The sequence below is a fragment of the Flavobacterium salilacus subsp. salilacus genome, assembly GCF_004634195.1.
Taxonomy (GTDB): Bacteria; Bacteroidota; Bacteroidia; order Flavobacteriales; family Flavobacteriaceae; genus Flavobacterium; species Flavobacterium salilacus.
This window is the reverse complement of the sequence record NZ_SKBP01000002.1, coordinates 117,696-133,013: the sequence shown is the minus strand read 5'-3', so window position 1 is coordinate 133,013 and position 15,318 is coordinate 117,696. Positions and strand designations below refer to the sequence as shown.

The 15,318-nt window shown below is 38.3% G+C and carries 17 protein-coding genes; 12 read left to right on the top strand and 5 right to left on the bottom strand.

Going from position 1 to position 15,318, the window contains the following annotated elements:
• From E0W68_RS03715 to E0W68_RS03705, 3 genes are all read right to left on the bottom strand, one after another.
• Entirely contained in the window at positions 1-333 is a 333-nt protein-coding gene (locus tag E0W68_RS03715; protein ID WP_135218250.1) for a PadR family transcriptional regulator, read from the bottom strand.
• Between the two features lie 58 nt (positions 334-391).
• A complete protein-coding gene (locus tag E0W68_RS03710; RefSeq protein WP_135218068.1) occupies positions 392-1,141 on the bottom strand; it encodes a GIN domain-containing protein in 750 nt (249 codons plus the stop codon).
• 73 nt (positions 1,142-1,214) lie between these two features.
• Entirely contained in the window at positions 1,215-1,667 is a 453-nt protein-coding gene (locus E0W68_RS03705) for a DUF4870 domain-containing protein (RefSeq protein ID WP_135218067.1), read from the bottom strand.
• A 157-nt stretch (positions 1,668-1,824) separates the two neighbouring features.
• Here E0W68_RS03705 and E0W68_RS03700 point away from each other — a divergent pair, with 157 nt between their 5' ends.
• The 10 genes from E0W68_RS03700 (at position 1,825) to E0W68_RS03655 (ending at position 10,374) form a co-directional block, all read left to right on the top strand.
• The gene (locus E0W68_RS03700; protein WP_135218066.1) at positions 1,825-2,277 is read left to right on the top strand and encodes a DUF4442 domain-containing protein; all 453 of its coding nucleotides are present in this window, start codon (positions 1,825-1,827) and stop codon (positions 2,275-2,277) included.
• Positions 2,278-2,390: 113 nt separating this feature from the next.
• Positions 2,391-3,299, top strand: coding sequence for a TIGR01777 family oxidoreductase (locus E0W68_RS03695; RefSeq protein ID WP_135218065.1), 909 nt, complete (start codon positions 2,391-2,393; stop codon positions 3,297-3,299).
• A 210-nt stretch (positions 3,300-3,509) separates the two neighbouring features.
• Positions 3,510-4,103 (top strand): nucleotide exchange factor GrpE, encoded by a 594-nt coding sequence (locus E0W68_RS03690; RefSeq protein WP_135218064.1) that lies wholly within the window; start codon positions 3,510-3,512, stop codon positions 4,101-4,103.
• 32 nt (positions 4,104-4,135) lie between these two features.
• Positions 4,136-5,266 (top strand): molecular chaperone DnaJ, encoded by a 1,131-nt coding sequence (dnaJ, locus tag E0W68_RS03685; RefSeq protein WP_135218063.1) that lies wholly within the window; start codon positions 4,136-4,138, stop codon positions 5,264-5,266.
• A 187-nt stretch (positions 5,267-5,453) separates the two neighbouring features.
• Positions 5,454-6,380, top strand: coding sequence for an ABC transporter ATP-binding protein (locus tag E0W68_RS03680; RefSeq protein ID WP_135218062.1), 927 nt, complete (start codon positions 5,454-5,456; stop codon positions 6,378-6,380).
• A gap of 1 nt (position 6,381) precedes the next feature.
• Positions 6,382-7,680: an ABC transporter permease gene (locus E0W68_RS03675; RefSeq protein WP_135218061.1), complete on the top strand. Its 1,299-nt coding sequence runs from the start codon at positions 6,382-6,384 to the stop codon at positions 7,678-7,680.
• A gap of 111 nt (positions 7,681-7,791) precedes the next feature.
• Positions 7,792-8,955 (top strand): sigma-54-dependent transcriptional regulator, encoded by a 1,164-nt coding sequence (locus E0W68_RS03670; RefSeq protein ID WP_135218060.1) that lies wholly within the window; start codon positions 7,792-7,794, stop codon positions 8,953-8,955.
• A gap of 24 nt (positions 8,956-8,979) precedes the next feature.
• Positions 8,980-9,630 carry a DEAD/DEAH box helicase gene (locus tag E0W68_RS03665; RefSeq protein ID WP_135218059.1) on the top strand — a complete coding sequence of 217 codons (651 nt, stop codon included), beginning with the start codon at positions 8,980-8,982 and terminating at the stop codon, positions 9,628-9,630.
• 11 nt (positions 9,631-9,641) lie between these two features.
• Positions 9,642-9,845 carry a putative signal transducing protein gene (locus tag E0W68_RS03660; RefSeq protein ID WP_135218058.1) on the top strand — a complete coding sequence of 68 codons (204 nt, stop codon included), beginning with the start codon at positions 9,642-9,644 and terminating at the stop codon, positions 9,843-9,845.
• Between the two features lie 13 nt (positions 9,846-9,858).
• Positions 9,859-10,374, top strand: a complete 516-nt coding sequence (locus E0W68_RS03655) for a GNAT family N-acetyltransferase (RefSeq protein ID WP_135218057.1) — start codon at positions 9,859-9,861, stop codon at positions 10,372-10,374.
• Here E0W68_RS03655 and E0W68_RS03650 read toward each other — a convergent pair.
• On the bottom strand, positions 10,371-10,571 hold the full coding sequence (locus tag E0W68_RS03650; RefSeq protein ID WP_135218056.1) for a hypothetical protein: 201 nt from the start codon (positions 10,569-10,571) through the stop codon (positions 10,371-10,373). The two genes, E0W68_RS03655 and E0W68_RS03650, sit on opposite strands and share 4 nt — an antisense overlap.
• Position 10,572: 1 nt before the next feature.
• Entirely contained in the window at positions 10,573-10,767 is a 195-nt protein-coding gene (locus tag E0W68_RS03645) for a hypothetical protein (RefSeq protein WP_135218055.1), read from the bottom strand.
• A 115-nt stretch (positions 10,768-10,882) separates the two neighbouring features.
• On the opposite strand from E0W68_RS03645, the gene E0W68_RS03640 reads away from it, so the two are divergent.
• Together E0W68_RS03640 and E0W68_RS03635 are read left to right on the top strand one after the other, a co-directional pair.
• Complete coding sequence (locus E0W68_RS03640; protein ID WP_135218054.1) at positions 10,883-12,514, top strand: ABC-F family ATP-binding cassette domain-containing protein; 1,632 nt, start codon at positions 10,883-10,885, stop codon at positions 12,512-12,514.
• A 226-nt stretch (positions 12,515-12,740) separates the two neighbouring features.
• Entirely contained in the window at positions 12,741-15,284 is a 2,544-nt protein-coding gene (locus E0W68_RS03635; protein WP_135218053.1) for a T9SS type A sorting domain-containing protein, read from the top strand.
• Positions 15,285-15,318: the final 34 nt, after the last annotated feature.

Sequence of the window (15,318 nt, the reverse complement as noted above, 5' to 3'; positions counted from 1 at the left end):
CTATGCTTTTTGGCTGGTTATTATATTTACTGCATCGGAAAGCTCCGTCCAGGTTACACTCAGTTCTTTTAAAAATTCTTTTCCTTCATCGGTAAGACCGTAATATTTTCTTGGCGGTCCCGATGTTGATTCTTCCCAGCGGTAGCTGAGTAAACCGTCGTTTTTCAGTCTTGTGAGCAGCGGATACACAGTACCCTCTACAACAAGCAATTTAGCGTTTTTTAGGGTATCCAGTATTTCGGATGTATAAGCATCTTTCTCTTTTAGTACCGAGAGGATGCAAAACTCCAAAACCCCTTTACGCATCTGTGCCTTGGTATTCTCAATATTCATAGGCTCTATATTTACTGTCGATTCATTATATATGAAAGTGGTTTCCATAACCACTGTTTTAGTTTTTTCTTAGTGCAAAGGTATCATCTCCAAAGTTTATTTTATCAGGTTGCCCGTAATAAGTAATTGCAGATGATTTGTCAGTATTGGCAGTAATACTTTCTTTTACATTTATAGCTACAGACGACATTCGCCTTGCCCATACCTCTGCATTCTCCGATGTAAATTTACCTGCGGTTAAAGTACCGCCACTACAAAATACTTCAGTTTTTTCTGCATGACCGTTCAGTTGTACATAAGCTCCTCCTGTAATGTCGGTTTTAAGTTCGCCCGTTATAATACTGCCTTTAAACCCGGAACCTGAAGCTGCTTTAATAGTACATACCTCTGTAGTATTTATATTTCCTGAAAATGTAGCTCCTGTTTTTAATGTTACCGTAAGCTTGGGAACATTAATTTGGTTGGAAACTTTTACCACAGCGCCTGATGTAGCTGTAATAGATGCAATATTATTATCGGAAACATATACTTTTATATTTCCCGATATTTTTGATGCTGCATCATTAGCTTTATCGTTAATGTAAATTTTTAATTGTTCTCCGCTACACTCTGTAATTACATAATGTAAGTTATTCCTGTCGGCAGAAGACACCATTACCGACTCTGTATCACTATGAGTAAAAATTACTTCGATACCGCTTTGAACCTCGATGTTAGTAAAATTTTTCACGTTTCTTGTTTCTTCGTTTTGTGCTGTTGCCATTGCTCCTGTTAAGGCTGCTACAGCCATAAATAACATTGTTTTCATAATTGTTCGTTTTTGATTGATGATTGATGATGATTGAGATTGATGATTGAACTTGCCTGCGGGAGGCGATTGATTATTTTATAAATTTTATAGTTATAGGATAATTATATACTTCGCCATTGCTGTTTTTTACTGCAGCATACAGTATAAGAAAGAACTCCATTACTTTTAATGCTGCAAGTAAAATTATTGTCACTACAGCTATTACCACTATACCTGTTATTTTTCCGGCTGTAAATTGTTCCATAACCCATTCCTGCTCACTTGCCAACGCTAGGTTAACACCGTCAAAAATGCTGTACAATATAGCAGGAACAGAAATTACCAGTAAAGTCATGAAGTAAACTAACAGGCTTAGCTGAAAGTTGATAGCTTGTTTTCCGTTTGAATCTATAAATTCCGAGTCTTTCTTTTTTAAACTCCATATTAAAGTTGGTAAAATCAAGTTGCCAAATGGAATAAAATATTGCGATAATGCGCTGATTTGCATTAGTGTTGCTATGTTTTTATCGGTTGTTGTTGTCATGGTATAGTATATTAGCTATTAATATTCTATGCAAATATATGGTGTTAAAAAGGTATTATGCAATACAAAGTACTATAAATTAACATAATTTTAACAAATTTAAATTTTATTAAAATTGGACTAATATCGTTATATTAGCAGTAAAATCAGATGCTTTATGGAATTTACACCGGCAAAATTAAATACATTTCTTTTTTTTAAACTTCCCTCTGCTTATTGGAGTGGGGTAAGGGTAAAACAAATTACTACAGCAAAATGCGTTACTACGGTAAAGCACAGGTGGTTTAATCAGAATCCTTTCAACTCAATGTATTTTGCCGTGCAGGCTATGGCGGCAGAGCTTACTACCGGTGCACTGGTAATGTATCAGATAAAGAAAAGCGGTAAAAAAATATCGATGCTGGTAGCCAATAACAAAGGTAATTTTACTAAAAAAGCCACGGGGCGTATTACTTTTACCTGTAATGATGGCGACAAACTGGAAGAGGCAATACAAAAGGCTATTGCAACAGGCGAGGGGCAAACCTTCTGGATGACATCTGTGGGAATTGATGAGAAAGGCGACCAGGTATCGCAAATGGAGTTTGAATGGAGTATAAAATCGAAATAGTATAATTATACAACAAATCATAAACAATAGTTAAACCCTTGTATAGGTAAGTAATTGTAATTTACTGACCTTATCTTTGTTTAAAAATAAATTATGAGAGTTTTAATCACATTATGAGAGTTTTAATCACAGGAGCTACGGGTCTTGTTGGTAACGAACTGGTATCGCTGCTGCGTAAAAATGAAATTCACATTAATTACCTTACTACTTCAAAAAGTAAAATTCAAAATAAGCACGAGTACCAAGGCTATTACTGGAACCCCGTAGAAGGAGTTATAGACGAAAAATGTATAACTGATGTAGATGCTGTTATACATCTTGCAGGAGCTTCGGTCGCTAAGCGTTGGACTAAAGCATACAAACAGGAAATAGTAGAAAGCCGGGTGCTATCTACTAATGTACTTTTTAATATCCTTAAAAATACACAAAACACCGTAAATCATTTTATAGCAGCTTCTGCCATAGGTATATATCCTGATAGTTTGGACAGGGTTTACTCAGAAAAAGATATAGATGTAGATGACTCTTTTTTAGGTCATGTAGTTGAAAAATGGGAGCAAGCCACAGATAAAATAGCCACACTAAATATAAAAGTAGCTAAAATGCGTACCGGCATAGTGCTTTCCGGTAAGGGCGGTGCGCTTATTGAAATGGCAAAACCTGTAAAATACGGGCTTGGCGCAGCACTGGGCAGCGGAGAACAAATGCAGTCATGGATACACATACACGATTTGGTAAATATGTACACCCTTGTGCTACAGCAGGAACTGGATGGTGTGTATAATGCTGTTTCGCCCCACCCGGTTACAAACAATGAGTTGATGAAAACCATTGCCAAAGTATTGGGAGTACCTTATTTCCTGCCTAATATACCAAAGTTTATACTGCAACTTATGCTTGGCGAAATGCATACAATACTACTTAGCAGCCAGAATGTCAGCGCAAAAAAAATAATAAGCGAAGGATATCAGTTTGAGTACCTTTCACTTGAAAAGGCAGTGCGACAAGCATTAAAAAAATAATATTATACATATTTCTTTAATATTACTACTTTTTTATACCCTCTTTTATAATATTCAAAATACCTAATAGTATATTTGCACTCATTATATACCCATTAGTAACATGGCAATTATAAGCTTTTAAGAAAGTAAATAATAGCTATGCCAATTTGACATTTTTATACTTTTGGCAATACTTTTGCAATCCCGATAAAGCAATATAAACACTAAATGTTCAAGAAAATATTTAAAAACATGAGCCAGGATAATTCTGAAAACAAAGAAAAAGACAGTATAAACGAAGATATAGCCACGAACAACGAAAACGAAACAACATCAGAACCCGAAGCAGGAATACCATCGGCAGAAGAACTTACTGAAGAAGAAAAGTTGAGAGAAGAGCTGGCTAAAGAAAAAGATAAATTTTTACGCCTTTTTGCAGAATTTGAAAATTATAAAAAACGAACCTCTAAAGAGAGAATCGAACTTTTTAAAACAGCCAACCAGGAGGTGCTTGTAGCACTGCTGCCTGTAATGGATGATTTTGACAGGGCACTTGCAGAAATTGTAAAAACAGAAGATGAAGTATTACTGAAAGGCGTAGAGTTGATACATAACAAATTCAGAGATACGCTCAAATCTAAAGGATTGGAGCAGGTAGAACTAAAAGCAGGAGATAATTTTGATGCTGACTTTGCTGAGGCTATAACCCAAATACCGGCACCTTCGGAAGAGTTGAAAGGCAAAATTGTAGATGTTGTAGAAAAAGGATATAAACTGGGCGATAAAATAATACGTTTCCCTAAAGTTGTATTGGGCAATTAATTATGATACTGAAAGTGTAAGTAAACAAAACAATGAAGAAAGATTTTTACGAAATATTAGGTATAGATAAAAGTGCAACTCCTGAGCAGATAAAAAAAGCTTATAGGAAAAAAGCCATTGAGTATCACCCTGATAAGAATCCCGGAGATAAAGAAGCGGAAGAAAAATTTAAGCTCGCAGCAGAAGCATACGAAGTGTTGAGCGACCCCGACAAAAAAGCACGTTATGACCAATACGGTCATGCAGCCTTTGAAAACGGAGGTGGCTTTAATGGAGGCGGCATGAATATGGATGATATATTCAGTCAGTTTGGCGATATATTCGGCAGTGCTTTTGGCGGAGGCGGTTTCAGCGGAGGCTTCGGTGGTTTTGGCGGAGGCGCCGGACAGCGCAGAATGAAAGGAAGCAACCTCAGGATAAAAGTAAAACTCACATTGGAGGAAATTGCCAATGGAGTAGAAAAGAAAGTAAAAGTAAAACGAAAAGTACGAGCACAAGGCGTTAGCTACAAAACCTGCTCTACCTGTAATGGTAGTGGTCAGGTAATGAAAATAACCAATACCATACTGGGCAGGATGCAAACAGCATCTACCTGCCATGTGTGTGGCGGTACAGGACAAATTATAGAAAGCCGACCACCACAGGCTGACGCGCAGGGTATGATATTGCAAGATGATGCAGTATCAATAAAAATACCGGCAGGCGTTGCAGATGGTATGCAGCTTAAAGTTTCGGGCAAGGGTAACGATGCGCCGGGAGCCAACAGCATACCGGGCGACCTCATTGTTGTAATAGAAGAAGTAGAACACGATACACTGAAACGTGAAGGTGAAAACCTACATTTAGATCTTTACATCAGTTTTGCAGAGGCAGCCCTGGGCACTTCTAAAGAGATAGAGACAGTAAATGGAAAAGTAAGGATAAAATTGGAAGAAGGAATACAGTCTGGCAAAATATTAAGGCTGAAAGGAAAAGGAGTTCCAAGCATAAACAGCTACGGTAACGGCGATTTGTTGGTACATGTTAACGTGTGGACACCCAAGACTTTAAGTAAAGAACAACGTCAGTTTTTTGAGAAATCACTTACAGACGATAACTTCGTACCACACCCAGAAAAGTCCGATAAATCTTTTTTTGAAAAAGTTAAAGATATGTTTTCATAATTTAAGATAATTTTATATATTTGGTTTTCACTAGTTAACTAGTGGATTTTTCTTTTTCATAGCAATTTTTCCCATCCTTATGTACATAAGGATGGGTTTTTTTATTTAGGTTATTTTTAATCTGTAACATTATTCGGTACTTATACGCCATATAATTGTTATTTTTACCAATCACAATTCAAACTGAATGAAACCAATTTTAGAAGTAAACAACGTTGTAAAGCAGTATGGCAATTACACTGCGCTTAACAGCGTTTCACTACAAGTTCCCAAAGGCAGTATATATGGATTGCTTGGTCCTAACGGTGCCGGAAAAACATCACTGATACGCATTATAAACCAAATAACCATGCCCGATAGTGGCGAGATACTCCTGGATGGCGAAAAGCTGAACCCAAACCATATAGGGCATATAGGCTATATGCCCGAAGAAAGGGGGCTGTATAAAAGTATGAAAGTGGGCGAACAGGCACTTTATTTAGCACAGCTCAAAGGATTATCCAAAGCCGAAGCCAAAAAGCAACTGGAATACTGGTTTGATAAACTGGAGATAAAAGGCTGGTGGAACAAAAAAATTCAGGAACTCTCAAAAGGGATGGCACAAAAAATACAGTTTGTGGTAACGGTATTGCACCAACCCAAACTGTTGATATTTGACGAACCCTTCAGCGGTTTCGACCCTGTTAATGCCAACTTAATTAAAGACGAAATATTAGAACTACGTGATAAAGGAGCTACCATTATTTTTTCTACCCACAGAATGGAGAGTGTAGAGGAGCTTTGCGATGATATTGCACTCATCCATCAATCGAATAAACTTATTGAGGGTAAACTGCACGATGTAAAAAAGCAGTACAGAAGCAATACGTTTGAAGTAGGTATTGCACCATATAACTTTCAGGGGTTGTTGGCAGACATCAATACAAAATATAAAACGCAGCAAGCCGACTTTAAAACACTTGATGACGAGCTTAAACTGGAGGTGTCATTACCGCAAGGCGGTACATCGCGCGATTTGCTTAACTACCTTATGCAGCATGGCAACATAACCCATTTTGTAGAAAAAATACCCAGTGTGAACGATATATTTATTCAAACCGTAAGCCAGAAATAGTATGAGCCTTTCCCTTATTATAAAACGAGAATTTAACGCCAAGGTACGCAACAAGTCGTTTATTGTCATGACGTTTCTCAGCCCGTTGCTCATTGTTGCTATGGGTACGCTGGTTGCCTATCTTGCCAATGTAAATAAAGACGAGGTTAGCCAAATAGCCATACACGATGTGACAGGCGTGTTTAAAGATGATTTTAAAGATACCAAGAATATAAAATATACCGATCTTTCGGCAATGCCCCTTGACATAGCTAAGAAAGAAGTGTCTGAAAGCGAAAGCTATGAAGGGTTGATTTATGTACCGCAAGCCGATAGTATAACAGCACTTGCCACAAAAGTGGAGTACCTAAGTAACGATAGCCCTAATCTCGATTTTGTTTCCAATATAGAAGATGTTGTAAACGATAAGATAACAAAACACAACCTTAAACAATTAGGTTTTGATTATGATAAGATTGAAAAAGCAAAAACAAAAGCTGTTATACACCTCAGTAAATTTTCGGGTGAGGAAACCTTTAAAGAAGGCAGCATTATAAAAATTATAATAGGCGGGTTGTTCGGTTACCTCATCATGATGTTTGTAATTATTTACGGCAATATGGTAATGCGCAGCGTTATCGAAGAAAAAACCAATCGTATTATCGAAATCATTATCTCATCAGTAAAGCCGTTTAAACTGATGATGGGTAAAATAATAGGTACTTCATTTGCAGGAATATTACAATTCCTTATCTGGACAATATTAGGACTCGGACTGTTTTTTATACTCAGCAATGTGTTTGGAGTGCAGGTAGGCGCGGCAGCACAGCCGGATGCAGCGGCAGCATCGGCGGAAGCCATGAACAGCGCACAGCTCTACCTTAGCGAGGTATGGAAATTGCCGCTGTTTACCATATTCCTTTCATTTATCATCTACTTCATAGGAGGGTTCTTTTTATACAGTTCACTATATGCCGCTATCGGTGCAGCCGTAGATAGCGAAACCGACTCGCAACAATTCCTGCTGCCCATCATCATGCCTTTAATGCTTGGTGTATATGTAGGGTTCTTTACCGTAATAAGCGATCCGCACGGCACTGTAGCAACAGTATTCTCTATGATACCGCTTACATCGCCCATAGTAATGATGATGCGCATACCCTTTGGCGTACCGCTATGGGAAATCATAGTATCTATGGTACTACTTTTCGGAACATTCTTTGGTGTAGTATGGTTTGCAGCCAAAATATACCGTATCGGTATCCTGATGTATGGCAAAAAGCCAACCTATAAAGAGATATTTAAATGGCTGAAGTATTAAGCTGTCAGTAACGGCTTACAGTCCCAAAAATGAGTTAAATAATGTTTAGTTTGTCTTGTGTTTCATAATTTTAAAATCAGATAATCTAACAATCCAATAATCAAAACAAGAATGCCTAAAATACTAATTATAGAAGATGAAGCTGCCATCCGCAGAGTATTAGGAAAAATACTTGCAGAAGAAAGCGATACATATAGCATAGAAGAAGCCGAAGATGGTGTGCAAGGACTTGAAATGATAAAGAATGACGATTATGATTTAGTACTGTGCGACATTAAAATGCCTAAAATGGATGGTGTAGAAGTGCTGGAAGCTGTAAAAAAAATAAAACCCGAAATACCATTTGTAATGATATCGGGGCATGGCGACCTTGAAACGGCAATACAAACCATGCGTTTAGGTGCTTTTGATTATATATCGAAACCACCCGATTTAAACCGATTGCTAAATACCGTACGCAATGCGCTCGACCGTAAAGTACTGGTGGTAGAAAACAAAATGCTGAAAAAAAAAGTAAGCAAAAATTATGAAATGGTAGGTAACAGTGAGCCTATCAACCATATAAAAGAAATAATAGAAAAAGTAGCCCCAACCGATGCCCGTGTATTGATAACCGGACCAAACGGAACGGGTAAAGAGCTTGTGGCACATTGGCTGCACGAAAAAAGCGAACGCTCCGGTGCGGCATTTATAGAGGTTAACTGCGCTGCAATCCCTTCGGAGTTGATAGAGAGCGAACTTTTCGGTCACGTTAAAGGTGCATTTACCAGTGCTGTAAAAGACAGAGCGGGTAAATTTGAAGCTGCCGATAAGGGTACTATATTCCTTGACGAAATAGGCGATATGAGCCTGTCGGCACAAGCTAAAGTATTACGTGCCTTACAGGAAAACATGATACAAAGGGTAGGCGCAGAAAAAGATATTAAAGTAGATGTTCGGGTAGTTGCTGCGACTAATAAAGACCTTAAAAAAGAAATTGAAGAAGGACGTTTCCGCGAAGACTTATACCACCGCCTTGCGGTAATATTGGTAAAAGTACCTGCATTGAATGACAGGCGCGATGATATTCCGTTACTGATAAATCACTTTGCCGAAAAAATAGCAACCGAACAGGGAACGGCACAAAAGAGATTTTCCGATCAAGCTATTAAGCTATTACAGGAATATGACTGGACGGGTAATATTCGCGAATTGCGCAATGTGGTAGAGCGTCTTATCATTTTGGGCGGAGCTGAAATTTCTGAAAATGACGTGAAACTTTTTGCAAGTAAATAATAATACAGACTAATTTTATATTACGTGTTTTTAAAAAAAATAAATCCAAGCCTGTTACAAGGTCTTGAAGAAGCGGGGCTAACAAAACCAACTGGAGTACAAAAAGAAACGTTTGGTACTATAAAGAGTGGCGTTGATTGTGTAATTGCTGCTCCTGACGGTATGGGCAAGACTGTTACTATTGTTATTAATGTTATACAACGACTGGAAAAAGCTTTTGAACAATCGCCACGCGCGCTGGTAATAGTGCAGGACAAAGCTAAAGTACTCGAAATGGAAGAGTTGTTTAAACAATATGCTAAACATACCGACCTGAGAGTGTATGGTGTGTATGAACAGGGCGATATAGATTATGATAAGAATCAAATATCGGTAGGTATTGATGTACTTATCGGTACGCCGGGCAGGCTTAACAATATGTTTTCTTCGGCAGGATTTGATGTAAACCGGCTTAAAATGTTTATATTAGATGATGCCAATGTCATACTTAAAGCAAGGCATGATACTAAGGTAATGCGAATGTCTGACGGTATTATAAAAACACAACGTTTGTTTTTTACAGAAGCAATTACCGAACGTATAGAATCGTTAGCCGACAGAATAATGATAGAACCATTATTTTTTGAATTTGACGAACACGATGAGCAGGAAGAACAAGAAGAAGTAACCAAATAAATTATAGCGATATGGCAATGGTAAAAGTATATGGAGGCAGCGAAATTATGGCACAATCAGTGCAAATTAAACTGGAAGAGGCAGGTATAAGCACCATTATAAAAGATAATATCGAATCGGCTACACTTGCCGGGTTTGGCTCTTTCGGGCAAACGGTACAGATATTTGTGAATGAGGAGGATGTTGCAAAGGCAACAGGTATTATAGGGGCATAATTTTGTACTACTCATGTTACAGTCTGAACGCCTTTACTATCGCGAATTAGATGCTTCTGACGATGAAGCTATGTTTGCTTTAGATTCTGATCCCGAAGTACACACTTATTTGGGTAATAATCCGTTAACGGATATTGAGCAAAGTAGAACACATATTAAAAACATAAGACAGCAATATCAAGATAATGGTATTGGTCGTATGGCTGTAATACTGAAAGAGACGAATGAGTTTATAGGCTGGGCAGGACTAAAGCTGGAAAGCAATGTAAACGGGCATGATAAGTTTTATGACGTGGGGTATCGTTTTATGAAAAAATATTGGGGCAATGGTTATGCCACCGAAGCTGCCTTGTTTTTTGTAAACTATGGTTTTAATAAACTGAAATTAGAAAAAATAAATGCTTGTGCCATGGTAGGGCATATTGCCTCTCGACGTGCACTCGAAAAATCAGGATTAAAGTTTATAGAAGATTTTGATTATGGAGATGGAGAAATATGCGCGTGGTATGAAATTAATAATCCTCATTAACGCTTTCTTGTTTTCGCAGTCTTACCTTTTTTTCTAAAAAGATAACTTATACTAAGCCCTACCACAAGCCATAACGGAATACCCATAAGTAATTTGTAGAGCGAAAATTTCTCTCCGTCTATAAGCGGAAATAAAACCATAGTAGCTGTATATAGCAATACACCCCAAAGCAGTCCTAACCATACTTGTTTTTTCATGTCAATTCTTTTTCTTTGGTTTTCGATGCACTATATAAGCAAATGTAAAACCACTTAACCCTCCCCAAATAAGTAATCCTAAAGCGAGTTTTTGAATAGTCATTTCTTTACCATCCAGTAAAGGGAAAATAACACCATTCATAATAAACATACTTAGCCCAAAAAATAAAGCCGTTTTATAAAAATTATTCGTCACAATACCATTGTTTACAGGCTAACAAATATAATTGTTTTTCGTGGCTTTATCAAAGCAATTCCAATTGCTTAGTAGGCTAATTATTCTATCTTTGCGGCTTTAAAAATTGATGTAAATGATTACAGCAGATGCACTTTCGGTACAGTTTGGAGGTACTACACTTTTCAGCGATGTTTCGTTTTCAATAAACGAAACGGATAAAATAGCCCTAATGGGTAAAAACGGTGCGGGAAAATCGACCCTGCTAAAAATAATAGCAGGCGTTAGCAAGCCCTCTTCGGGAGCCGTTTCTGCACCCAAAGGTACGGTTATAGCCTACTTGCCACAGCACTTGCTGACAGAAGATAATGCTACCGTGTTTGAAGAAACCTCAAAAGCATTTGCGGAAACCTTTAAAATGAAAGATGAGATAGACAAACTGAACGAAGAGCTTACGGTACGTACCGATTATGAGTCAGACGAGTATTATAAAATTATAGAAAGAGTATCAGAACTCAGTGAAAAGTTTTATTCTATAGAAGAAGTAAACTATGAAGCCGAGGTAGAAAAGGTACTGAAGGGTATGGGTTTTACCCGCGAAGATTTTACCCGACCAACCTCTGAATTTAGCGGAGGATGGCGTATGCGTATCGAGTTGGCAAAGATATTATTACAAAAACCCGACCTTATATTACTGGATGAGCCTACCAACCACATGGATATTGAAAGCATCCAGTGGCTTGAAGATTTCTTGGTAAACGATGCCAAAGCCGTAGTGGTTATCAGTCACGACCGCGCCTTTGTAGATAACATTACCACTCGTACTATAGAGGTCACCATGGGGCGCATATATGATTATAAAGCCAAATATTCGCACTACTTAGAACTGCGTAAAGACCGCCGGGCGCATCAGCAAAAAGCGTATGAAGAGCAGCAAAAAATGATTGCTGAGAATATGGAGTTTATAGAACGTTTTAAAGGAACATACTCAAAAACCTTACAAGTGCAATCGCGCGTAAAAATGCTCGAAAAACTGGAACTGGTAGAGGTGGATGAGGTTGACACATCGGCACTTCGTCTTAAATTTCCACCTGCACCGCGTTCAGGGCAATACCCTGTTGTAGTTAATGAATTATCTAAATCATACGGCGACCATGTTGTGTTTAAAAATGCTGATATGGTTATAGAGCGGGGACAAAAACTGGCTTTTGTAGGTAAAAATGGTGAAGGAAAATCGACTATGATAAAGGCCATCATGGGCGAAATTGACTTTGAAGGCAAGCTGGAGGTAGGGCATAACGTACAGATAGGCTATTTTGCACAAAACCAAGCTGCTATGCTGGACGAAGACCTGACCGTATTTGAAACTATTGACCGTATTGCGGAAGGTGACATCAGGACACAGATAAAAAATTTATTAGGAGCTTTTATGTTTAGTGGCGATGATACGACCAAGAAAGTTAAAGTGCTTTCGGGTGGAGAGAAAACAAGGCTTGCTATGATAAAGCTGCTGCTCGAACCTGTAAATGTGCTGATACTGGATGAGCCTACCAATCACCTGGACATGCGAACAAAGGATATTATTAAAGATGCCCTGAAAGCATTTGACGGTACATTGATATTAGTATCGCACGACAGGGATTTTCTTGATGGGCTGGTAACCAAAGTATTTGAGTTTGGCAACAAACGGGTTAAAGAACATTTTGAAGATATAAAAGGTTTCTTAGAGTGTAAAAAGATGGAGAATTTGAGGGAGATAGAAAAATAGTTGGAGCAACCTGATTAGGTTTTGGAGCAACCTGATTAGGTTATTGTTAAAAATGTAACTAATTAATCTATTGTTTGTTATAATAATATTCTTCAAGCCTATTATAACAAAATATGTGTGTTTTTTGACAAAAAAGTATTAGGGTTTACAATCGTAGTAATTGTTATTAACGATAGATTTGAACGTCTTAAATAGTTTAAGGCATTATAAAAATTTAATAATAATTATGAGAAAGAAAAACCTTACAAATTTTTTTAGCATGTCGGCTCTATGGCGTGCAGTTGTGGTCGTTACGGCCTTTTTATTCACGGCACCGCTATGCGGGCAAACTATTCGTTATGTAAAACCCGTAGCTGAAGGCGATGGCTCAGGCAGCAGCTGGGAAAATGCTTCTGCCGGCATTCAGGCTATGATTGATGCTGATGGAACAGAACAAGTCTGGATAGCCGAAGGCACTTATAATAGTGAGAACAACGGTCTTATCATGAAAAACAATGTAGCCCTATATGGTGGCTTCCCTGCTACAGGAACTCCGGTAATGGATGATCGCGATTGGGAAGTTTACACAACTATACTTTCAGGAAATGATGTAACCCGCGTTATAAATAACAGCTTTACCGAGGGCGCAGTACTTAATGATACGGCTGTTTTGGATGGCTTTACCCTATCCAACGGTGGGCAGGTAGCCGATGGCGGTGGTATGTATAATGCATATGCCTCGCCAACCGTAAGCAATGTAATTATAACCGATAATACTGTTTTTGCTAACGGACCGGGTGTATATAACCTTAACTCCTCTCCATCATTTACTAACGTAACAATAACCGATAATTCAGGTATTTTTGGTGGTGGTATGTATAATAGTAATTCTTCTCCGGTACTTACCGATGTAGAAATTACCGATAATACTACCATGGCTTTTGGAGCGGGTATGTATAATACAGCAGGCTCTGTACTTTTATTAACGAATGTTATTATTAATGATAATGAGGCACAAGCTCCGGGTGGAGGGGTATATAACGATGGTAGTACATTTACTGCAAATGGGGTAACTATAAGTGGTAATACAACTACAGCAGTAGGAGGAGGTATGTATAATACGGGTACTTCTACTCTTGTGCTTAACAATGCTACTATAAATGATAACACAGCCAACTCTCCCGGGGGTGGTATATATATCGAAAATTCTTCATTGGTAATTAATACCGCAACAATCAATAATAATACTTCTAATTCTGCAAACGGAGGAGGTATATATATTACAGGAGGTTCTCTTGAGCTGACAGATGCTACTATGGATGGAAATTCAGCCAGTGCACCCGGTGGCGCTATATGTACAGTTACCTCTGAGGCTACTCTTTTTAATGTAACCTTAACCAATAATACAGCCGGCGGACCGGGTGGAGGTATCTATAACAATGCTACTTCTTTAACTTTTGAAAACGGAACTGTAAGCAATAATGCAGCAGTTATTGGCGGCGGTATATATAATGATTCTGATGCTGAATTTACCAATATAGTTGTAAGCGGTAATGCAGCTACCGGAGGACCGGGCGGGGGTATTTATAATATTGATTCTGCTGCAATATTTACCAATGTGGCAGTAACAGGAAACACGACTACAAACCCTGTTGGAGGAGGTATATATAACTCCAATGCTCCAGCTACTTTTACTAATGTTACCATAGCGGGTAATTCATCTGCGAATGTAGGAGGAGGTTTACTTAATTCCGGTTCGGATATTGCTGTAAGAAACAGTATTATATATGGTAACAGCAGCGGGGTAGAATCAGACGTTGCACCTACCTATGAGTATAGCCTTGTACAAGGATTGACCGATACTGATAACGGAAACATAAGCGGTGATACTGACCCTTTGTTTACTGATGCTCCTGATTTTAGTACAGCTCCTTTTACCGGAGGCGATTATACACCTCAGGCGACCAGTGTGACTATTAATGCAGGTAGTTTTACATATTATGAGGCAGGACAAACTCCTGATCTTTCAGAAATAACTACCGATATTGCAGGTAATGAAAGGGTGCAGAGCTTAAGTATAGATATGGGAGCTTATGAAGTGCCATGTAATACCCCGCTGCCTGAAGGAGATGAAAACCAAATGGTATGTGCAGGTGCTGTATTGAGCGATCTTGTAGTTACAGGAACTGATTTAGTTTGGTATGATGCTGAAACCGAAGGTTCTGTTTTAGAACTTACGACAGAGCTAACAGATGGAGGTATTTATTATGTATCACAAACTATAGACGCTTGCGAAAGCGAAAGAAAAGCAGTAAATGTTACTATAGTTACTATTGATACTACTGCTGATTTAACAGGGAATACCCTTAGTGTAGCTCAGGAAGGAGCAGGCTATCAGTGGGTGGATTGTAATAACGATAACCAACCCATAGACGGTGCTATAGAGCAAAGCTATACAGCTACTGCTGTTGGGGAATATGCTGTTGTTGTAACGCTTAACGGTTGTGAGGATATTAGTGATTGTATAACGGTTAGTGAAATACTGGGAGTAAATGATAACAAACTACAGCGTGATGTAGTGTTATATCCTAACCCTGCAACATCTTTATTAAACATAAATACCAATGCAAATATTACTGCAATTACCGTTGTTGATGTTTTAGGAAAAACGGTTTTATCAGGTAATGTTAGTAATAATACAGTTGATGTTAGTGCACTGCAACCGGGTGTGTATGTTATCAGCCTTACATCAGGCGAAAATGTATATACACGCAAGTTTATCAAACAATAAATTCCTCAAAAAATAAAAACAGCAAAAGCCCCTG